Annotated in this window: 14 protein-coding genes; 10 read left to right on the top strand and 4 right to left on the bottom strand. The window is 34.3% G+C overall.

All coding sequences use genetic code 11. The features are described from left to right. Positions 1–215: 215 nt before the first annotated feature. The gene (locus F6K40_RS14405; RefSeq protein ID WP_293136943.1) at positions 216–2,201 is read right to left on the bottom strand and encodes an ABC transporter ATP-binding protein/permease; all 1,986 of its coding nucleotides are present in this window, start codon (positions 2,199–2,201) and stop codon (positions 216–218) included. 1,358 nt (positions 2,202–3,559) lie between these two features. Between F6K40_RS14405 and F6K40_RS14410 the strand changes: the two genes are divergently transcribed. Then, complete coding sequence (locus tag F6K40_RS14410) at positions 3,560–3,841, top strand: hypothetical protein (protein ID WP_293136987.1); 282 nt, start codon at positions 3,560–3,562, stop codon at positions 3,839–3,841. 1,010 nt (positions 3,842–4,851) lie between these two features. On the opposite strand, the gene F6K40_RS14415 is transcribed toward F6K40_RS14410, so the two are convergent. Beyond that, on the bottom strand, positions 4,852–5,493 hold the full coding sequence (locus tag F6K40_RS14415; RefSeq protein WP_293136945.1) for a hypothetical protein: 642 nt from the start codon (positions 5,491–5,493) through the stop codon (positions 4,852–4,854). Between the two features lie 1,308 nt (positions 5,494–6,801). Between F6K40_RS14415 and F6K40_RS14420 the strand changes: the two genes are divergently transcribed. From F6K40_RS14420 to lepB, 7 genes are all read left to right on the top strand, one after another. Beyond that, positions 6,802–7,320: an AP2 domain-containing protein gene (locus tag F6K40_RS14420; RefSeq protein WP_293136947.1), complete on the top strand. Its 519-nt coding sequence runs from the start codon at positions 6,802–6,804 to the stop codon at positions 7,318–7,320. Between the two features lie 5 nt (positions 7,321–7,325). Then, positions 7,326–8,507 (top strand): aldo/keto reductase, encoded by a 1,182-nt coding sequence (locus F6K40_RS14425; RefSeq protein WP_293136989.1) that lies wholly within the window; start codon positions 7,326–7,328, stop codon positions 8,505–8,507. A gap of 1,329 nt (positions 8,508–9,836) precedes the next feature. Then, positions 9,837–10,484 carry a tellurite resistance TerB family protein gene (locus F6K40_RS14430; protein ID WP_293136949.1) on the top strand — a complete coding sequence of 216 codons (648 nt, stop codon included), beginning with the start codon at positions 9,837–9,839 and terminating at the stop codon, positions 10,482–10,484. After that, positions 10,472–10,627, top strand: coding sequence for a hypothetical protein (locus F6K40_RS14435; RefSeq protein WP_293136951.1), 156 nt, complete (start codon positions 10,472–10,474; stop codon positions 10,625–10,627). The genes F6K40_RS14430 and F6K40_RS14435 overlap by 13 nt, the downstream gene beginning before the upstream one ends. 703 nt (positions 10,628–11,330) lie before the next feature. Next, positions 11,331–12,095 (top strand): superoxide dismutase, encoded by a 765-nt coding sequence (locus F6K40_RS14440; protein ID WP_293136953.1) that lies wholly within the window; start codon positions 11,331–11,333, stop codon positions 12,093–12,095. A 904-nt stretch (positions 12,096–12,999) separates the two neighbouring features. Further along, positions 13,000–13,374, top strand: coding sequence for a hypothetical protein (locus F6K40_RS14445; protein ID WP_293136955.1), 375 nt, complete (start codon positions 13,000–13,002; stop codon positions 13,372–13,374). A 187-nt stretch (positions 13,375–13,561) separates the two neighbouring features. Beyond that, positions 13,562–16,072, top strand: coding sequence for a signal peptidase I (gene lepB / locus F6K40_RS14450; protein WP_293136957.1), 2,511 nt, complete (start codon positions 13,562–13,564; stop codon positions 16,070–16,072). Between the two features lie 210 nt (positions 16,073–16,282). Here lepB and F6K40_RS14455 read toward each other — a convergent pair whose 3' ends face one another. Next, on the bottom strand, positions 16,283–16,843 hold the full coding sequence (locus F6K40_RS14455; RefSeq protein ID WP_293136958.1) for a Uma2 family endonuclease: 561 nt from the start codon (positions 16,841–16,843) through the stop codon (positions 16,283–16,285). A 365-nt stretch (positions 16,844–17,208) separates the two neighbouring features. Next, positions 17,209–17,601, bottom strand: coding sequence for a hypothetical protein (locus F6K40_RS14460; protein WP_293136959.1), 393 nt, complete (start codon positions 17,599–17,601; stop codon positions 17,209–17,211). 857 nt (positions 17,602–18,458) lie between these two features. Here F6K40_RS14460 and uvrA point away from each other — a divergent pair. Continuing rightward, entirely contained in the window at positions 18,459–21,437 is a 2,979-nt protein-coding gene (gene uvrA / locus F6K40_RS14465) for an excinuclease ABC subunit UvrA (protein WP_293136960.1), read from the top strand. Positions 21,438–21,673: 236 nt separating this feature from the next. Further along, positions 21,674–22,045 carry a hypothetical protein gene (locus tag F6K40_RS14470; RefSeq protein WP_293136961.1) on the top strand — a complete coding sequence of 124 codons (372 nt, stop codon included), beginning with the start codon at positions 21,674–21,676 and terminating at the stop codon, positions 22,043–22,045. Positions 22,046–22,463 lie beyond the last annotated feature (418 nt).

Genomic DNA, 22,463 nt, shown 5'->3' on the forward strand with positions numbered 1-22,463 from the left:
TCTGTTAGTTTTCAGTATAGTAGGGGTTTGGTTACCAAACCCCTACTTATATCAAATTAATCCAACAATTTTACAAATAACGAGCTAAGATTAGAAACTCTAAGAAAGAGATAATTTCTGAATAATAATGCTATTTTTGATTGCCATCTCCCCATCTCCCCATCTCCATACTCCCTAATCTAAAGAAAATTTAGCCAGACTTTTGAGATTTGGTATTAGTTTAATAAACTAACTCTTGCTTGATAATCTTCTACAGATAATATTTGCCAATTAGCATTACCTGTTAATTCTAAAACTTGGTGATGATATTTTAACAAACTTAAACGATGTCCGACACTAATAAATGTGGTTTTAGTTGTTTGTAATTGTTGATAAAGTTCAGCTTCATTTTCTAAGTCTAAGGCACTTGTTGCTTCATCTAAAACCGCATAAGATGGTTGAGTCAATAATAGTCTGGCAAAAGCTAAACGTTGTTGTTCTCCTAAAGATAAAACATTTTCCCATTGTAACTCTACATCAAAACCACCTAATCTATCTGGTAAATCTTCTAAGTTAACAACTTTCAAAATTTTTCTTAATTCACACTCATCAAACTCCTGATTAATTTTAGGGTATAACAACTGTTGTCTTAAACTTCCTAAAATCATATAAGGGCGCTGAGGCAAAAATAACATTTCCTCCAAATTAGGGCGCATTAAACAACCTGTACCCGATTTCCATAAACCTGCTATTGCTCTTAATAAAGAACTTTTACCAACTCCACTTTTACCAACAATTAATAATCCTTGACTAGGTTGTAATGCTACCGATAAATCTCTCACCAGAGTCTTTTGATTTTCATTTATATCTTCATAATTTAGGGGAGTATTGAGAGTAATATTTTCTAGTGCCAGTCGAGAATTTTCTCTAATATCAATTTCCCTACTTTCTATTTCAGGTAATTTTTGCGTATCTTTTAATGTGTCTCTAAATTTAGACAAACGATTAATACCAGCAGCAAAAGCAGTTAAATTGTCGATTTGACTAACTACTAAAGAAAAAGCTCCTAAAACTTGACTAAAAGCAAAACCTGCTTGAGTAATATCTCCATATTTAATATCACCTGCAAAGTAAATAGGAGCCATTATTAAAGAAGGCAAAATTATGACTGCATATCGATAACTAGTAGTAAAGTAATCTACATTTCTCTGCCAACCAATGAGCAAATTAAAATTGCTAAAAACCCGAGCAAATCTTTGCTTAATTTGTAATGATTCTTGTTCTTCTCCTTGGTAAAAAGCAATTGATTCAGCATTGTCACGAATATGTACTAATCCATAACGAAAATCTGCTTCTCGTCTAAGTTGGTTGAAATTTAAAGTAATTAATTTCTTCCCAAAAATTACTGCTATTAGTGTTCCTGTAACAGCATAAAAAATTAGAAATATTGAGAGTAATTTTGATATAGACCACAGAATTCCGGTGAAAGAAATCACATCAATTACTGAATTAAGAATTGTCAGCAGAAAAGACAAACTTTGGTTAGTGAAAGATTTAATATCTTCTGCAATTCTTTGGTCTGGGTTATCAATTTTTCCCTCTGAGTTTATTTGATAATAAGACCTATTTTGTAAGTAGTTTTCGAGAAACTTATTTGTCATCCAATCTCGCCAATATAGTGCTAATTTTTGGCGTGTATAGGTGTAAACTACAACAATTGGAGTACCAAAAATAAACACTCCCGCATAAACAAATAGAAATCGCCAAAATGTGGATTGATCTTTTTCTGCTAGGGCAGTAGTAAAAAAGTTACCAACATAGCTAATAATTACATTTAAACCACTAACTGATAGAGATAATAATAAAAGTAAACTTAATAGTGCCCAAGGTTGCCAACGAGGTATAATTCGTCTTCTGCAGTACCAAAAAGCACTACCAGGAATAACTATCATTAAAATAATTAAAAATATCCAGCGTGAATTAATTATATTTTTAATTGTATTGACTAAACCCGGAGCAATACTATTGAATGATTCGCCAAATATCGCTTCACTACCTAAGCAGACTAAGCTAACAATTATAAAAACAGCAGCAAATAAAAATATTAAAAGTAGGAATAACAATCCTAAGAAAACTTTACTACCACCTCCTTCTAAAGGATAAAAATATGGTTGGGCAATCTGCAAAAAACTATGCCAAAGTTTTTGATTCAATTTATTCATTTTGATTTTTATAAAAATTCACAGTTTCGATAATAACCTATGTTTTTATATCTGTAAATATACAATAATTTTAGATATTAAAAAGCATGGTTCTTTATTACTAATTTACATAACTTTGCCTAGACTATAGTAATTCCCATACTGGTGAGATACAAAATTCGTAATTTTTAGGGAGTAGAAACGTTGCATACAATTTACCTACTGAATAGGGAATAGTAATTCGGCTTTGGTGGGAATACCAAACAAAAAAAATAACTCTACTTCAGTAATTTGAGAAACCCTATATTATGATAAAGTTTAATACTAATATTTATTCCCTTTTTTACTATAGAGTTTTCCAAAAATTCCTCAAAGTTTGTAGTTCATCAACTGAAAAACTTATGTAAACTATAGATATTTTCTAAGATTACATCCGTTTAATTGCACTACCTAATCTAACGATATAAAACGCAACGATTTTGGTTACGATTCATAGTTATTGCCGCCTTTTCATGTCGGCGACACCCATTTTCGCTGCGCGACATATTTGCGGAGGATTCCCTATACGAAAAAGCGGAAGCTCTGCGTTAGCAAAACCTACCCTACGCCTGGATTTAATATTCCTTTTACAAACAGTCTCCGATTTAGAATGAATAACCTAAGTATCATTAGACATCTCCAAAAATCAAAAATGAAATCAATTCAAGATATGAAATCAACAATTTCATTCCCTCACAGGAGTGCGCATTCCCTCACAGGAGTGCGCATTCCCTCACAGGAGTGCGCATCCCCTTGCGCCTGTCGGCGGCGCGGGGTCGCACCGCTTGCGACTATCGTCGTCGCGGGGTCGCACCGCTTGCGACTTGCCTCTTGCAGAGGAGCTTTGCTAAGGTCGTCGCGGGGTCGCACCGCTATTCCCTATTCCCTCACAACTGCCACGAAGTCTATTATTCACAGCTTTATTTTGGCAACATATTACTTGAGCAATAAAATTTTATCCAATAAATAATAATGGCTACAAAATTTACAAAAATTCTATTATCTTAGAAAAATTACAAACGGAAATTCATCATTACCGCAATCATCTAGACTATCTAGAAATTCGCCTCAAACAAAGTGAGATAACTACTATTTAATTCTGTGGTCTAAAGTTGAAAGTTAAATTCTGTTAATCGTCACTTTTCTTTTGCAGGTGGTATTCGCGCCCGCAATAAAGGAAGTTGGAGTTTCGTTACTTTCAACAATCTTTTAGAGCTATCAAATAGAACTCAAGAAGCAATTTCTCACACTAATTTAATCGGAAAAAAAACTACTCAACTAGCTCCTATTAGACCAGTCCAAGATTCTGTAAAAGTCAAATTAGGTCGCGCCCCCGTCCCATATCCTTAGAAGAAAAGCGACAATTAATTGAAAGTTATAATCAATTATTGTTAAATTTTGACACCCGAATTCAGACCACAAATATTACTTATTATGATCGCTTCACTATTACTTATTTTGTTAATTCCATCGGCAGTTGCATAGCACAGGAACGCCTAGACGTCAATGGCAAATTTAGAGCCATTGCCCGTGGAGAAGGGGATTTAGTTAAACAGGCAGTCCATTCTATCAGTTCTCGTTCTGATTATAACACCCTCTTTGACATCCTCCCCGGCGCTTAGGCACCGGGAAACAAACGAGCTGTAGCTCCGATGCGAGTTGACGTCTCACAGCCTGCTGCTATTCATTAATGGATAATGGATAATGGATAATTACCTCTCCCTAAAAGGGAGAGGTAAGACGCGGTAGGGAAAAAAATAAATTTTTTCCCCTTGAAAGGGGAGACTTTAAACCTGAATTATTTAATTATTTAATTATTTAATTATTTCGGTAAGGGTAGGAGTCAGGAGACTCGAGACTTGAGACTGGAGGAATGCGGTAGGGACGTTGCTTGAGCATTAATGCGTTTTCCTAAGGTCATGCTCCTATTCCATGTCGCGTAGCGTTAACGTTTGCGGAGCATGACAAACGGAAAGTTGTGCCCCAGCTAAACGTCCCTACAGGAGGCAGGAGTCATAATTATCCCTTGATTTTTCTTCCTAAGTCAACCCTTTCATCCTCACTTTATGCAGCTCTTGATTAAGGAAAACCTTGTACTTTTTCAAGACTTAAAAAAGCTAAAACCTTTAGAAAGTCAATGCTTTGAGATTTAATCAGTAAGCCCTATAGAAGCCCTAAGTGTATCTCTAGAAAAGAGGGAGTAGGGGAGTAGGGGAGTAGAGGAGTAGGGGAGTAGGGGAGCGCTTGTGTAGGCATTGCTCATTCATTGTCGGAGCTAGAATATTTACAACCCTACATTTTTTGAGTCCTGTACGGACTACACCTCCCAATAATAGATCCCAAATGGGTTCTATATAATAATACAGATTAATGGCCTAAAAACATAGACATTGTGTAGATATTTGTCTAGGATAGTCCATGTTTTTAAGCTGATTCAAGCAACATTAAAAAAAATACTGCTAGATTAACTTCTTGTAGTAGCTGGGGTGATGTGGGGAGAGGTATACCCAATCTCAAAAATCTTGCTATATCTGATTAGGTAGGGAAGTGGAGGGACAGATTAAGAGTAGAAGTAATAATTACTAACCGACTAACTAAATTGTCAAAAACAGAATTCTCTATTCTCATAAATTTAGTTTTCTACAGCAGGAGTAAATTCTTTTTTAAGGTACTGCAAGACAAAATCAATTGTTTCTTGTTGCAGCCATCCTTTTTGTACTGCCACCTCTCCAAAGCGTAAATTTGTTTGATGCTGTTCGATCAAAATAGAATATATTTGTTCTTCATTCAATAAATTTGCTAATTTCAGATATTCACCAACTGGTTTTTTATGATTATCTATTATTAGTTGAGGAAATATGTCTACAAAAAAATCTACCGTTTCTTGCTTAATTATTCTCCACATGACAGCAATTTCTCCAAATTTTAAGTGACGATTACCTACTTGATATTTTAATATTTCTTCCACCTGATTGTCTGTCATTAAACCAGCTTCTTGTAAAACCTCTCCTATGGGTTTGTGACACTGTTGCTCTTTTATCTGATTTTCTTGAGTTAATTCTCTTAAGTTAATAACCTTTTCTTCTTGGCTAATTCTTCTCATAATCCACAAAGGCCACAAAACAATAATTCCTAAATTTACTTGACTCGCTTGATTATTAACTACTTCTTTCTGTTTTTTAACATCTGCTTGATTTGCTAGGTAGCAAATTGAACCGGAAAAAAGATAAGACGTTGCTGAGTAGCACAGCATTATGAAAATTAGGGTAGTCATAGAATAGTATAACCATCTAGATTTTATACTATCTTACTCCGTATTTTTTGTGATGTCAACAAAAACTTTATTATTTAACCTTATAATTAACTGTAATTATACTTAAAATTGTATATTTTTCACCATTTACCATTTATTGACTAATATTGATTACTATATACTTACTCTATAAATATAGAAACTATGTAAGCATTCAGCATTCAGCTTTTCCTTTAGCTGATAGCTGACGGCTGAATGCTTACGAAACTATACATAAATTATTAAAGATTAAATAAATAATACTTAGATTCAATGAAAAACATTTCTACTCTACTTCCTGATTTTGTGAATCTTAACTTATACGAAAATATTACAAATTCAAATTTAACTTACATTAAACTTCAATAAAGATACTAGAATCAAAAAATGTAGCTTTTTTTTGAATTACTCTACTTTAGATATAGAAATAAAGATACACAATAAACTACATTTTTGACTTGTTGAACAAGTTTTGTATCAATTTTATAGTCAAAATTGTGAAAAAAAAAGGATACAAATAGCAAAATTTAAGTATGAAATCAGAGACTTAATTATGCTTTAATCTTTTACTATGTGCTATGGTATGGAAAAGTACATTTTAATAATCTAAAAGTACATTTTAATAATCTAATGGACAATAAATAAGTACTAACTTCTGTTGATGGAAAAATCTAGAAAAACTTAGGACACTATCTCTGTTTTTATTTCTCTTTCTATCTAGGAGTTAGATTTTTTTCCAGTATGAAAGTAAAGTTCAATAACTCCAGTAATTTACTTATATATATCTGACTTAAAGTGGTAAAAAAGTTAAAACATTAGATGAGAATAATCATTTTAATTAAGTTGCGGGTAGGTATAAACCCAGGGAGGTGATTAATAAAAAAATCAAACCACATCTACCAATCGTCATTTCAGTTATCAGTTATCAGTACCAACCGTTGAAGCTAGAAACTTGAAATACTGAAGTAGATTTTTATCATCCCCTGTTAAGGGGAGATTTGAGACTTGATTTTTTTATAAAATTCTAGGAAGTAGTTAAGTAAACAGATTAAAAACACATTTAATAATATTACTAATACTTCTTAATTAAAAGTCAAAAAAATATCAAGTAAATGAATTAAGAAAACTTGATTCATCAATTAAAATTGGGGTGCAGTCAGAAAAATTAATTTAGCTATCTCTAGATAGAGAAAAAGTTAAATAATTACGTTCTTAAAAACTGCGTAGTAGCCTCAACTGTTTGAAGAGATTAGTTATTTTTTTAATTAATAAAACAAGAAGGCTGAAAAAATGTCTAAAGAAATCTTGATTACTAGAGGAAAGGTAGTAATAGTCGATGAACAAGACTATGAAGAATTATCAAAATATAAATGGTATTTGATAGACGGGTTTGCTGCCAGAACAATCAAAAAAGATGACAAAAGAACCACTATCTATATGCACAGAGTTATAATGGATGCTCCTATGGGTGTATCTGTTTATCATATTAATCACAACAAACTAGATAATCAGAGAGAAAATTTACGTCTAGTCAAAGGAAGTGCGCGAATGCATAGGAGACCTAGTGTTAAACATTCATCTAAATACCGAGGAGTGTATTGGTGTAAAGATAAACGCAAATGGATAGCGGAAATTAAAGTATACAAAAAACAAATACGTTTAGGTCGTTTTGAGGTAGAAAAAGATGCAGCTATTGCTTACGATGAAGCAGCAAGAAAGTATTATGGTTCTCTAGCTAGAACAAATTTTACTACAAACAATGTAGAAATAATAGAAGAACCTTCCCTGGAAGTTAATAGAGATTATTGAGGATGATGCAATATCGGCGCTTTGGACGAACAGAATTATCAATGCCAGTATTTTCCTGTGGTGGAATGAGGTATCAATACCAATGGCAAGATGTTCCTAAAAATCAAATCCCACTAGACTATCAACAAAACTTAGAAAATACAATTCGTCGCTCCCTCGAATGTGGCATTAACCACATAGAAACTGCTCGTGGTTATGGCACATCTGAAATGCAACTAGGAGAAATTTTACCTAAACTACCACGGGAAAAACTTATTGTCCAAACAAAAGTTGGTCCAAGCGCCGACGCCCAAGCATTCCAAAGTAAGTTTGAGCAGTCTCTCCAATTTTTACAATTAGAACATATTGATTTGCTAGGCATACATGGGATTAACACATTAGAACTGTTAGACTACTCTCTTAGATCGGGAGGTTGTTTAGATGTAGCTAGAAAATTACAACGACAGGGAAAAGTCAGATTTATTGGTTTTTCTACTCATGGTCCTACTGATCTGATAATTAAAACTATAGAAACAAATCAATTTGACTATGTTAACCTACACTGGTACTACATTAATCAAGGTAATTGGCGAGCAATAGAAGTTGCTAAAGACTTTGATATGGGAGTATTTATTATTAGTCCTTCTGATAAGGGTGGTAAACTGTATCAACCACCACAGAAATTAATAGATTTATGCTATCCACTTAGCCCTATGGTGTTTAACAATCTATTTTGTTTGAGTCATCCCGAAGTCCATACATTAAGTTTGGGAGCATCAAAACCGACAGATTTTGATGAACACTTAAAAACATTAGAATTTTTAGATAAGGCTGATGAGATTCTATCACCCATATTAATCGGACTAGAGCAAGAAGCGATCGCTCAACTAGGAGAAATTTGGTGCAAAACTTGGCATATTGGTTTGCCTACTCTAGAAAATACTCCTGGTAATATTAATATTCCGGTAATATTATGGTTAAGAAATTTAGCGATCGCTTACGATATGTGGGAATATGCTAAAGGGCGCTATAATTTATTGGGTAATGGTAGTCATTGGTTTCCTGGTGCAAATGCTGAACAGGTAGAAAAATATGATTTGAGTAAATGTCTTGCTAAGAGTCCCCATGCTGATGAAATTCCAGATATTCTCCGAGATACTCATCAATTACTAGGAGGAATACCAGTGGAACGTTTGTCTAAAAGTTAATCTGTTTATAGTATTTTTTTGATTGAATGAGTTAACTACTTCCAGCTTATTTACAAGCAAGAGAAAATAGTAAATATTCTCTAAAATGCTAATTAACTCCTAGGAGGAAGACCTGTGAAACGTTTGTCTAAAAATTAATCTCTATTATAGCATTTTCTTGATTGGATAAGTTGACTACTTCCAGCTTATTTACAAGTAAGGGAAAATTCTAAATATTCTCCAAGATACTCATCAATTACTAGGAGGAAAACCAGTGGAATGTTGGTCTAAAAGTTAATCTGTTTAGAGCATTTTTTTGAATTGTGATGAGTTAACTATTTCCAGCTTATTTACAAGCAAAGGAAAATTTTAAGATTATAAGATACAAGTTAATAAATTCAGATACTTTTATTTCTTTCCCTAGGGAGTAAAAAATATATTTACAGGTAACAAAAAATTGGTATGAAATTTAACTTATTGCTTTGCCTACTCAAGAAAATGCTCTGATAAATATTAATATTCTTGTGATTTTATGGTTAAAAAATTTAGCGATCGCCTAAAATAGTTTATTGGCTAATTATAGTCATTGATTTACTTTTTTAGAGTTAGATACTTTTAATAAACAGCTTAACTAGGAATAAGAAATAGATCAAAGAAATTAATTTGAAATTAAAAAATACAGCCTGGTTATTTCAGTTATCAGTTATCACTTATCACTTATCAGTTATCAGTACCTCTAGCTGTTTGCGTAGCATTCCGTAGGAAAACTTCGGCATTGACATAAGGAATATTCTCTTTTTTTATCCCCTTAAAAAGAGAGGCTTTAAACCACAATCTTTCGGTAAGAATATTTATAATAAGTATTGTAGTTATTTTTGAGATAAATTTTAAGGATTACATACACAAAATAGTAAAAGTAGATTAAAATCTAAAGTGAGTTTTTATATTTTGCTGAAAAACATATTGCTCTCAACCAAGTTTTGTATAAAAATTTTGGCTTTAAGCAACACCTTAACTGACAAAATGAGAAGATAAAGATTTGACTGATATAAAAATAGGATAAATTTCTGAATTAACTATTTTATATAGAGTAGTGCTAATTTATCCCTAGGTTTAAAATTAGTAAAAGTAGAGATTTTGGCTTATATAAAATAAAGGAGGAAAGATAGTTGATTATTAAAAATAATTTAATGTTATAGAAAAATTTATTTCTAACCTTTCATTTTGAAAATACCAATTAAAAATACCAAAATGAAATAGATGTAGATAATTTATCTAGTTAATTTATTCTGACTTATTTCTTTAAAATTGTTGCTTAAATTAAAATTTCATAGCTGCAAAAAAAAATCTATGTCTTATGAAAATATTTTCAATAGTAAAGTAAAATGTTCTGAGAAACTAACCCCCAATGAAGCCATATTTGCTATTGGTTTAATGGTTATGGCAGTTGATGGTGATATTGATATGAACGAAGTAGAAATTATTGAGGGTTTTTTACTAAAAAAAGGATTCACTGCTCAAGAAGTAGATGCAGCTAGAAAAAAGGTTTTAAGAATTATTACTCAAGAAAAAAATGAAGCATTATTTTATGCAGCTAAACAGGTGCTTCAAAATGAGAAAGAAATAGAAACTGCTTTTGATTTGGCTGTTGAAGTAGCTATGGCAGATGATAAATTAACAGAAGAAGAAGATAGTTTTGTTATGGGTTTGGCTAAAACTTTAAAAATTAGTCAACAAAAGGTTGAGCAAAAATTTGCAGATGCCACAAAATATTGCCGTAATTCGGAAAGGTTAATTGAAAAAATTGAAGAAATTTTATTAAAATTACCTATAGGTTCTAAATATGAAGGATATATTAATACTACTACAGGCTTAAGGTCTTTAAATCTTAAAATTCGTACTCCCAAAGATGAATTGGTAATACTTAATATTGATGAAACTGGAGATATTAATCAAATAGAAATGGAATTAGAGTCAGCTCCACCATGGATGTCATAAATGGGATGATGGGGAGTGTGGGAGGTCTGGGAGGTCTGGGAGGTGTGGGGAGTGTGGGGAGTGTGGGGAGAAGTCCGCTTTTGATTAAAGACAGACAATTAAAAGCCATTAATACCTTTTATAATAAACAGCGCTCTTGTTGACAATCTCAATTAAAAACCAACCATAATCAAAGTAATTCTCCGAAGTGAAAAAAATTAACTCACAAACGAAATTGTCAAGTAGAAAATTATCTCCATACAGCAAGTAAAAGATTAATAGATTGGTATGTTAACCATGAAATAGGAACCTTAATTATTGGGGAGAATCAGACTGGGAAACAAGAGATAAAATTAGGGAAAAAGAACAATCAACAATTTGTGAATATCCCTCATTTTGTGAATATCCCTCATTATAGGTTAATAGAGATGTTGAGGTATAGAGCAAAACTAAGAGAAATAAAAATAATAATTACAGAAGAATCTTATATGTCTCAATAGAGCTGCTTTAGATGGGGATAATTTCCCAAAATATGGATAAAAAAACCGAATTTTAGCAGAAAAAGAGTAAGAAGAGGGTTGTATAAAACAAGGGAAAATAAATTATTAATGCAGATTTCATTAATAAATAATGGATAATGAAAACTATCTCTAATTATCAATTATCCATTATCCATTGGTTAAAGATGTCTTTTCCCCTGGGAATAAAGGGTTTACCGTTTAACCCTGTGGTGGTTAATCCACTTGCGTTTAGCTGAAATTTCAGGTTTTCTCGTTCAGTTTGAGTAAGTTTAGTTGAGCGGTAATGGAGTAATTGATTTAAGTATAGATAGATAGAATTATAAACATATTTTTGAGGTAACTAATAATGAATATTAATCGCCGTAATTTCTTGATTTCACTAAGTACAACTTTGGGGGTTATGACTCTAAATGGTTGTCAAATATCGGAAGATAATTCTTCTTCTTCAGTAACTCCATCTACTTCACCAAATGATACTAAATTAGCTGAAAATTTAGGGGGGTTTCAACTAACACCTTTACCTTATGAATATGACGCATTGGAACCTTATATTGATCAGGAAACTATGCAGTTTCATTATGGTAAGCATTATGCTGGTTATATTAAAAATTTGAATGGGGCGATCGCTAAGTATCCTGAACTGAAAGATAAGAGTGCTGAGGATTTATTGGGTAGTTTGAATACTTTACCAAATGATATTCGTACTGCTGTACAAAATAATGGTGGTGGTTATGTTAACCACAAAATGTTTTGGGAAATTATGACTCCTAATGGTGGGGGTAAACCTGAAGGGAAAATAGCTACTGCTATTGATGAAAGTTTTGGTAATTTTGATAGTTTTAAGGAAAATTTTAATGCTGCTGGTGGTAGTCGTTTTGGTAGTGGTTGGGTTTGGTTGGCTTTGGGTAAAGATAGAAAGTTAAAGGTTATTAGTACTGCTAATCAAGATAGTCCTTTTTTGACTGGAGATTATCCGATTATGGGTAATGATGTTTGGGAACACGCTTATTATTTGAATTATCAAAATCGTCGTGGTGATTATTTGAATGCTTGGTGGAATGTTGTTAATTGGCCGGAAGTTAATCGCAGATATGAGCAGGCGGTTCGCTAATGGTTAATAGTTGGTAGTTATAGTTATTTCAAATAAGGATGAGAACTTTTCTTTGAACGCAAGGAACACTTCCTTAAAGTAAACTGAAATGACTATATTACTTTCATTGCATTGACCTTTTTGATTAGTTTTATTGAATAAAAAGTCATGCGTATAGACGAGCAACCCCAGCTAATCTTGATGATATCAGAATTTTTGTAGGAATGCAAGGGAAAATTCTTCGACGCGCGATTTTTTTTTCGGGAGCTTCAGAGAATGAAAATGTTAGTGCTTTTCTACTGAGGAGGGATAGATGGAAAGATTTTTGAAAAAACAGAGACATTATTTATAGGAAGCTCTCATAAAATGGAAATGTTTCTGCTATTGCTCCTGGGGAAAATTCTTAAATATTCGATTGTCTTTGAGCCAGAAAATTTAGTTGAATAAAAAGTCATGTGTATAGACGAGCGACTCCAGCTAATCTTTAGCTTATCAGAATTTTTGCGGGAATGCAAGGGGAAATTTTTCGACGCGCGATTTTTTTCGGGAGCTTCAAAGAATGAAAATGTTAGTGCTTTTCTACTGAGGAGGAAAGGATGGAGAGATTTTTGAAAAAACAGAGACATTATTTATGGGAAGTTCTCATAAAATGGAAATGTTTCTGCTATTGTTCCTGGGGAAAATTCCTAAATATTTGATTGTCTTTGAGCTAGAAAAATTAGTTGAATAAAAAGTCAGGCGTATAGACGAACAACCCCAGTTAATCTTGATAATATCAGAATTTTTGTAGGAATGCAAGGGAAAATTCTTTGACGCGCGATTTTTTCGGGAGCTTTAGAGAATGAAAATGTTTGTGTTTTTTTACTGGTGAGCGATGGATTTTAGGGATATCTAAGTAGCAATGTACCTAACTAATTGAAAGCTTATGGAATCAAACGGAAATACTTACAACCAAAAAGGCTTAGTTGGAATAGGCAATCAAAGCATTGGTACTGTTAAAGGCAATGCTAAAGTTGCAGGGGTAATTTATGAAGCTAAAGACCAAAATTTAGCTGAGGCACTGGCACAAGTTCAACAAATTTTACAACAGCTTTCTCAAAGCTATCCTACTAATACAACTACCGAACAAATGATTGTCGCGACAGAGACTATTAAAAAGATAGAAAATGACCCTAATTTAAAACAAAAATTAATTAGTGCAGCTACATCAGGTGGGTTAGCAGCTTTTGAAAAAGCTTTGGATAATCCAGTAGGTGCTCTTGTTTTTGGTGCGATTAAAGGGTGGCAAGAAGCTAGTTAGAGTTAGAAGTAGGGGTGAATGGCTATTCGCCCTTACGCTTTTGCTGCAAATAAATTTGACAGTTTGAGAATATTCTAACTATTCTGGTGACTGTATAGATTAAGTTAGAAGTTAAATTTTTAAGGTATAGTTAGCTAGTAAGGTTAACTATACTTTTTGGTTGAAATGGAGAAATTTTGAACTAACTATGGGAAATAAAGATAAGTATCAAAATGATTCAGCTAAAATTGATCGTCAAAATATTAGGGATGTTAAAGATCACGGTAAAGTTGCAGCTATTATCAATGAAAATGTAAATGTTAATAATTTTAATTTTGCCGATTTTATTCAAGGTTTTCTGAATTTTTTTCGTCCGGAAGATCGGGAGGCAAAAGTTAGGTCAGAACTTCTGAAAGGAATTAAGGTTGAAGTTGTTCAACGACTGGAAGATTCTCTACAGCAAAATCAATTATTGGTAAATCAATATTTAGAATTACCGATGTTTTCCCAGAATGAAGCTGTTGGTAGATTTGAGAGAAAAAAGATAATTTCTCTACCTCCTGAAACTAAGATTATTGATGTTTTTTATAGGCGGGATGTGGCGGGTAAGTTATTAATTCTGGGTAAACCTGGGGCGGGAAAAACTACTACTTTATTGAGGTTGGCAAAGGAGTTAATTGAGGAGGCGGAAAATAATGTTGATGCTCCTGTTCCTGTGATTTTTGAATTGTCTAATTGGCAGCAGGATAATTTATCTATTGGAGATTGGTTGATTGAGTATTTAAAAGATTTTTATGGGATGAGCGATCGCCGATTTAATAGAAGTTTTTTAAGTGGGAGAAAAATTCTGCCGTTGTTGGATGGTTTGGATGAGTTGGGATTAGTTCGGCAGCGACTTTGTATTGAGAAGATTAATAATTTTATTGGGGAGGATATTGGGACTTGTTTGGTTGTTTGTTGTCGGGATGAGGAATATCAAGAGGGAAATTTTAGGTTGGAAAAGTTGAATGGTGCTTATTGTTTGCAGTCTCCTGAAGAGGAGGAAATTTATCGTTATTTGGAAGGTTTGGGTAAGGTTGATTTGTGGGAAGTGATTCAAAATAATTCTCAAATGTGGGAGTTGGCAAATATTCCTTTGTTTTTGAATATTATGGTTACTGTTTATCAGGGGGAGCCTATTTATAATGAGGAACAATTATTTGCAGCTTATATTGAAGAATGTTTACAACGAATGCCTACTGATGTGGAAAAACGTGAAAAGTTTTTCTCTTCTTATACTCAAGAGCAAACTTCTTATACTCAAGAGCAAACTAGGCATTGGTTAACTTTTTTAGCGAGGCAGTTAGAAGCTGAAAATAAAACTGAGTTTCTGATTGAAAATATGCAGCCTAGTTGGTTAGAAAACAATGTTCAAAAGCTGGCTTACAGAATTATTTTTGGGCTGGTTGTTGGACTGATTTTTGGGTTGATTTTTGGGTTGATTTTTGGGTTGATTTATGGGCTAATTTTTGGGTTGATTTTTGGGTTGATTTATGGGCTAATTTTTAGGGTAGAAAAAATTGAACCTAAACAAGCTTTCAGCTTTTCCTGGCAAAAAATTAAGAAAAATCTGATTTTACGGCTGATTGATGGGTTGATTGATGGGCTGACTTTTGGGTTGATTTTTGGGCTAATTTTTGGGCTAATTTCTGGGCTAATAGAGACACTGCTTTTCGGAATAATTGGTATTCTGATTGACGATCTGACTAATTTGCTGATTGATGGGCTGATTTTAGGACTTATTAGTGGGCTAATTTTAGGCTTAATTTATGGATTAAATACAGACATTAAATTAAAACATACTCCCAACCAAGGAATTAAAGAATCTCTAAAAAATTCTCTATCTATTTCTATAATAACTACTCCGTTTTTTTTACTAATTTTCTACTTTTACAGTTTATTAGATACAGGTCTAGGCATAAAACTTGCGCTAGATGAACCAGAATTTAGCTTATTTTTAGGAATAATAATAGGTTTACACAGTGGGGGCTTACCATCTATTAAACACTTCAGCTTAAGACTGATTCTCTGGCAAAATAGATTAATCCCTTGGAACTATGCAAAATTTTTGAAATATTCTGCTCAGAGAAGATTAACTCAACAAGTTGGAGGTCGTTTTCGCTTTATCCATGATTCTCTGCGTAAACATTTTACTGGCAATAAACCAGTAACTTCTTTATCTCCTCAGCTAGACAAAAATTACTCGCTAAGAATTATTATTTTTTTGATTATTTTGACCATATTTATAAACATCACATCATGTATTTATCCAATCACTCCACAAGCAAAAATATTTACTCCAGCTATACAAACAAACAACCTGGTTTTCAGTGATATAATTACTCACAAATGGCGTAACTTAGAAAGAGGCAATCTAATAGATTTTTGGGGTAACGAAGAAGAAGGTTTTCAACCTTACTGTACTTACATAATGCCAATTATTGCACTACCAGGAGAAACTTTAGAAATTCAGGAGGGAAAAGTTTTCATTAACAACCAACCTTTTACAGCAGATTATATTGCCGACTTGCCGACTCAAGATTACGACGAAATAAAAGTAGAAGTACCAGAAAATTATTATCTAGTTTTAGCCAGACATCCAGACAAAAATAACCAGTTACTCCGAGGCTTAATTCATAAAAAAGAAATTATCGGGCAAGTATTGTTCAAGATTTGGTAAATCACATATTAAATGATTAACAAAAGCCGAATAAACTTTTTGATAACTATTAGCTAGTTAGTGTTTATTATTTATGTTTGACCGAAAAATTCAGATGTAAAGTCTCTCCATTTATGGATAAAAAAGAAAAAAAGAATCTTTTGAAAAAATCCTCTTAATCATAAAGAAGAGGTAATTATTCATTATTCATTATTCATTATTCATTAAATTTCATCCCAAGATTTCATCCACTTGAATATTAATATCTGGAAACCGTTGAACAGACAAAATTTCACCACGCTCGAACTTTTTTACTTCCTTATAACCACCACCAATAGGTTGTCGATGCACCTCCAAACATTCCTCATTAATATCTACCAACCAAACCTCAATTACATTATTTTCTGCATAAAGAGGAACCTTAACTTCACGGTCAAACTTAATCGTACTATCCGCAACTTCAACTATCAAAAATAAATCCTCAGACTGGGGATGTCCGGACTTGTAAAAATCTGCCTTTAACTCCAACAAAGCTATATCTGGTTCTGGTTCAGAATAATCATTTAATTCAACCGGGTTTTGAACACTAACTAAAACTCGATCGCCTAACTTTTGAGAAAAAAGTCTAGTTAAACAGTTCACGCAAGCTGCATGGAGACGACCTACTGGGGACATTTTGAAAATTTCTCCTTGGATTAGTTCTACTCGCTCATCTTCTTTTAGGATGCCTACTTCAGGCATTTTGTTATATTCTTTGACGTTGAATTGTCGTTTTAGCAGTTGGAATGACATGGCGCAAATTTATGAAAATCCTGAGATACATTGCTTATATGAGTCTCTGTTTCTCGCTCTCTACTGGAAGCGGAAGGTCGTCCTATCGCCCTGGAAACTCAACTTTTTTGGGTTGAATAAAAAGTCATGCGTATAGGCGAACGACTCCAGCTAAACTTTAGCTTATCACAAAAATTTTGAGGATGCAACCCAAAATTCTTTGACGCGCGGAATTTTTTAGGTGCTTCAGAGAATGACAATATTGGGAATTTTTCAGTGGGGAGAGTATAGATAGAAAGATTTGGGAAAAGTCAGTCGAGGTTTTGGGTGCTTCAGGCGATGAAAATATTTTGCCGTTCCTTCTAGGGAAAATTCGGGAAAATCTTTCAGCGCGCCGAACTTTCTGAGGCGCTTGCTGAAAATAGAAATCTTGGAGATTTTCCACTCAGGAGAGATAAATAGAAAGATTTGGGAAAAGTCAGTCGAGGTTTCGGGTGCTTCAGGCGATGAAAATATTTTGCCGTTCCTTCTAGGGAAAATTCGGGAAAATCTTTCGGCGCGCCGAACTTTCTGAGGCGCTTGCTGAAAATAGAAATCTTGGAGATTTTCCACTCAGGAGAATATAGATAGAAAGATTTGGGAAAAGTTAGCCGACCTTTCGGGTGCTTCGCGAGATGAAAAGATTCTGCCATTGCTTCTGGGGAAAATTTCTGAGAAAAATTCGACGCGCCGAGTTGTCCGGCAGCTCTCGGAGAATCAAAATATTGAGAATTTTTCACTCGGAGGAATAGATAGAAAGATTTTCGGAAAAACCAGCCTCTGTTTCTGTGGGTGCTTCGCAAAATGAAAATATCTCTGCCATTGTTTCTTACGAAAATTTCTGAGAAAAATTCGACGCGCCAAGTTTTCCGGCAGCTCTGAGAGAATCAGAATATTGGTAATTTTTCACTGGGAGAAATAGATGGAAAAGTTTTCAGAAAAACCAGCCGATCTTTCTGGGTGCTTCGCAAGATGAAAATTTCTCTGCCATTGCTCCTGGGGAAAATTTCTGAAAATCCTTGGACGCGCCGAGTTTTCCGGTAGCTCTCGGAGAATCAAAATATTGAGAATTTTTCACTCGGAGGAATAGATGGAAAGATTTTCGGAAAAACCAGCCGATCTTTCTGGGTGCTTCGCAAAATGAAAATTTCTCTGCCATTGCTCCTGGGGAAAATTTCTGAAAATCCTTGGACGCGCCGAATTTTTTAGGTGCTTCAGAGAATGAAAAAGTTGGTAATTTTTCACTGCCGAGAGATAGTGAGAAAAAATTTGGCAGTTATCTATAATTTTTGAATTTTTGAGAAGTGGGAAAATTAGCTAATTTTTGGGAGGATGAGGAGCGATCGCCTCAACAAAGTCAGAAGTCAGAAGTTAAAAGTAAGAAGTTAGAAGTCAGATAGGGGGGAACTGTTGGATTAGCGACGTATGTTTTTGTAACCGGGATTAGAGCAACGCGACAAAAACATTTCCCCTTAAAAGGCGGGGTTTTAGACCCAATCCTGTTTGATAAAAAGAAACTTGAGCAATAAGCAATGGCACTACAAATTTTGCTGATGACCGATAATTGATAACTGATAACTCATAACTCATAACTAAAATGACCAGTCCTGAAAATACCATCCGCATCCGAGGAGCAAGACAACATAACCTCAAAAACATCGACCTAGAACTCCCACGCGATCGCCTCATAGTCTTCACAGGAGTTTCTGGCTCCGGCAAATCCTCCCTCGCCTTCGACACAATCTTCGCCGAAGGGCAACGTCGCTACGTCGAATCCCTCAGCGCCTATGCCCGACAATTTCTCGGACAACTCGACAAACCAGACGTAGACTCCATCGAAGGATTAAGCCCCGCCATATCCATCGACCAAAAATCCACATCCCATAATCCCCGCTCCACAGTCGGCACCGTCACCGAAATTTACGACTATCTGAGATTACTATTTGGTAGAGCAGGAGAACCCCATTGCCCAATTTGCCACCATAATATTGCCCCTCAAACCATTGATGAAATGTGCGACAGAATTATGGCTCTTCCAGACCGGAGCAAATTTCATATCCTAGCTCCCGTGGTTCGAGGCAAAAAAGGGACTCATCAGAAACTTTTATCTAGTTTAGCTGCTCAAGGATTTGTTCGTTTGAGAGTTGATGGAGAGGTTGTAGAAATTGCTGAAAAAATCAAATTAGATAAAAATCGTACACATACTATAGAAATTGTTATTGACAGACTTATAAAAAAGCCAGGAATAGAGGAACGTTTAGCAGATTCTCTAAATACTTGTCTACGTCAATCTACTGGAATTGCTTTAATTAACGTATTAAATGACACATCGGTAAAGATAGGGGCAGTGCCTACAAAAAATAAGTATAACCTAACTCCGGCAAAAATAGCAACTTCAGCTAATTCTAAATCTGACAATAATTCAGCTAATTCCAGTCAGGAACTAGAAGTAGAACTGGAAAATTCTCAGACTCAAATAGTCTTTTCCGAAAATTTTGCCTGTCCGGAACATGGAGCAGTAATGGAAGAATTGTCGCCCCGGCTCTTTTCTTTCAACTCCCCCTACGGTGCTTGTCCGACTTGTCACGGCTTGGGTAGTCTCAAACAATTTTCCCCAGAATTAATAGTACCCGACCCCAATGCACCCTTATATTCAGCGATCGCTCCTTGGTCGAACAAGGAAAATCCCTATTATTTTTCTCTGCTTTATAGTTTGGCTGAAGCTTATGACTTTGAGATAGAAACTCCCTGGAATAAATTGAGCAAGAAAGAACAAAAGTTAGTGCTAGAAGGTAGCGACGAACCTATCTGGATGGAAACGAAAAATGGAGAAGGAGATTATCGTTACTATCCTGGAGTTATCCCCATTTTGGAAAAGCAATATGAGGAAACAGGTTCAGATTTAATCAAACAAAAATTAGAACAATATTTAGTCAATCAAACCTGCGAAACTTGTCAAGGAAAAAGATTAAAACCAGAAGCACTTGCCGTAGAAGTAGGGAAATATAAAATTACCGATTTTACAGAAGTTTCAATTCGAGAATGTTTGGAGAAAATTGATAATTTAGAATTGAGCGATCGCCAGGCAAAAATAGCAGAATTAGTATTGAGAGAAATTCGTGCAAGACTAAATTTTCTTTTGGATGTTGGCTTAGATTATCTAACATTAGACCGAGCAACAATGACACTTTCTGGAGGAGAAGCACAAAGAATTAGATTAGCAACACAAATTGGTTCTGGTCTAACAGGAGTTCTCTACGTTTTAGACGAACCAAGTATCGGTTTACATCAGAGAGATAACAATCGCCTCTTGCAAACTTTAACCAAACTTCGCGACTTAGGAAATACATTAATAGTTGTAGAACATGACGAAGAAACTATTAGAAAAGCCGACCATATTATTGATATAGGTTCGGGAGCAGGAGTGCATGGCGGACGAATAATTTATCAGGGAAATTTCCAGACATTATTAGCAACAAAAGAATCACTAACAGGTGCTTACTTATCCGGCAAAAAAATTATAGCAACCCCATCAGAAAGAAGAACAGGAAACGGCAAATCTCTACTACTCAAAAATTGTCATCGAAACAATCTCAAAAATATAGATATAGAAATTCCTTTAGGAAAACTTGTCTGTATTACCGGCGTTTCTGGTTCAGGAAAATCAACCTTAATGAACGAATTACTTTATCCAGCTTTGCAACATTATCTCAGTCGTAATATTCCCTTTCCCAAAAACTTAGAAAAAATCAAAGGATTAAAAGCAATAGACAAAGTAATCGTAATCGACCAATCACCTATTGGCAGAACACCCCGTTCCAATCCAGCAACTTATACAGGAGTATTTGATGTAATCCGAGGAATATTTGCCGAAACCATAGAAGCAAAAGCCAGAGGTTATAAACCAGGGCAATTTTCTTTTAATGTCAAAGGCGGCAGATGTGAAGCTTGTAGCGGACAAGGTGTAAATGTAATAGAAATGAACTTTCTCCCAGATGTTTATGTGCAATGTGAAGTTTGTAAAGGTGCAAGATATAGCAGAGAAACTTTGCAGGTCAAATATAAAGATCGGTCAATTGCTGATGTTTTGAATATGACTGTAGAAGAAAGTTTAGAAGTATTTAAAAATATTCCCAGAGCAGCCAATAGATTACAAACTTTAGTAGATGTAGGCTTAGGTTATATCAAATTAGGTCAATCCGCACCGACACTTTCCGGTGGAGAAGCACAAAGAGTAAAACTAGCTTCCGAATTGTCTAAGCGAGCAACAGGAAAAACTATTTATTTAATAGATGAACCAACAACAGGTTTATCATTTTACGACGTTCATCAATTATTGAATGTTTTGCAAAGATTAGTAGACAAAGGAAATTCCATTGTAGTAATTGAGCATAATTTAGATGTAATTCGTTGTGCCGACTGGGTAATAGATTTAGGTCCGGAAGGAGGAGATAAAGGAGGAGAAATAATTGTTTGTGGAACGCCCGAAGAAGTGGCAGAAAATTTAGAGTCTTATACTGGGAAATATTTATGGGAAGTATTAGAGAAATATCCGCCGAAAATTGAAGAAAATTGAAGTAAAGGAAGAAGGAAGAAGAAAGAAGGAAGAAGAAAGAAGGAAGAGGGAAGAAGGAAAAAAAGCACATGAATCTATAGTATTAATAGTAAAGCGATCACCTCTTACCTCCCCTCAACTTTTTACCAGTTCTTCTCAGAGATAAAAATTGACAAAATAAATAACTTCTCACTACAATAGTAATCAAATAATTCTAACTAAGAATTATCTAAATCCATTCTACAAAGGTTTTGAGTATGAAAAAGTTATTAACAACATCCTTCTTAGCAGTTGGAATGATTGTTTTTGGGTCTAACACAGCTTATGGAATGACTTGCGGAGAAGCTATTTCTGTAGCAATGAGACAAATTTCTTCTAAGCAAAAAGCTTTTTTCTGGGCACAATCTAGTCAATTAGGTGGTCCAGCTTTCCGGGAAAGGCATGAGTTAAATCTGGCAATACAATTTGGTGAACGTGTTTTATACGACAAAAATTGTGGTAGACTAGCAAACCAAACAAATCTTCCTCCAATAATTGAAAGCGCAAAGTATACACTAGGTAATGTTCGTAAACCTGCGAGTTTTCATCAACCTGAACCAATTATCACTCCTATACCCGCCCCCCGCTAATGGAATTTACAGAGTAACAAGTTAACAAGTTAGCTATAAGGCATAAGACTAGAGGAGTTACCATTTAGTGTCAAGTAACTTTAGTAATCCTTTTACAGTCAGGACTTACGCAGAAACATTTCAAACAAGATTTATAAACTATAAAATGTGTAATCTGTTAATAACAGAAGGCTCTGCAAATAGCCTTCTGTTTTTTTAGGCAAAAGCGCTGATAATTTTTAATTTTTAATTGTGTTTAACCATTTCCCAAATAGAATAAAACCTATTGAAATTAGATAGCCGAAAATTTGCTAGAAACTTTTCCCAGATATTTGTTATACCTAGAAGGAAGTAGATATTTTCTGAAGTTGAGGAAATGCCTCTTGCCTCCTCTCGACTTTTTGCCAGTTTTATGAGCAGATGAAAATTTCACTTATCT

The sequence above is a fragment of the Okeania sp. SIO3I5 genome (genome assembly GCF_010672085.1).
GTDB lineage: Bacteria > Cyanobacteriota > Cyanobacteriia > Cyanobacteriales > Microcoleaceae > Trichodesmium.

Excerpts from the sequence above, each read along its gene's own strand:
- F6K40_RS14415 (WP_293136945.1), bottom strand. The coding sequence starts at position 5,493 with ATGACTACCCTAATTTTCATAATGCTGTGCTACTCAGCAACGTCTTAT.
- lepB (WP_293136957.1), top strand. The coding sequence starts at position 13,562 with ATGGGAAATAAAGATAAGTATCAAAATGATTCAGCTAAAATTGATCGT.
- F6K40_RS14455 (WP_293136958.1), bottom strand. The coding sequence starts at position 16,843 with ATGTCATTCCAACTGCTAAAACGACAATTCAACGTCAAAGAATATAAC.
- F6K40_RS14430 (WP_293136949.1), top strand. The coding sequence starts at position 9,837 with ATGTCTTATGAAAATATTTTCAATAGTAAAGTAAAATGTTCTGAGAAA.
- F6K40_RS14435 (WP_293136951.1), top strand. The coding sequence starts at position 10,472 with ATGGATGTCATAAATGGGATGATGGGGAGTGTGGGAGGTCTGGGAGGT.
- F6K40_RS14470 (WP_293136961.1), top strand. The coding sequence starts at position 21,674 with ATGAAAAAGTTATTAACAACATCCTTCTTAGCAGTTGGAATGATTGTT.
- F6K40_RS14440 (WP_293136953.1), top strand. The coding sequence starts at position 11,331 with ATGAATATTAATCGCCGTAATTTCTTGATTTCACTAAGTACAACTTTG.
- uvrA (WP_293136960.1), top strand. The coding sequence starts at position 18,459 with ATGACCAGTCCTGAAAATACCATCCGCATCCGAGGAGCAAGACAACAT.
- F6K40_RS14420 (WP_293136947.1), top strand. The coding sequence starts at position 6,802 with ATGTCTAAAGAAATCTTGATTACTAGAGGAAAGGTAGTAATAGTCGAT.
- F6K40_RS14425 (WP_293136989.1), top strand. The coding sequence starts at position 7,326 with ATGCAATATCGGCGCTTTGGACGAACAGAATTATCAATGCCAGTATTT.
- F6K40_RS14405 (WP_293136943.1), bottom strand. The coding sequence starts at position 2,201 with ATGAATAAATTGAATCAAAAACTTTGGCATAGTTTTTTGCAGATTGCC.
- F6K40_RS14445 (WP_293136955.1), top strand. The coding sequence starts at position 13,000 with ATGGAATCAAACGGAAATACTTACAACCAAAAAGGCTTAGTTGGAATA.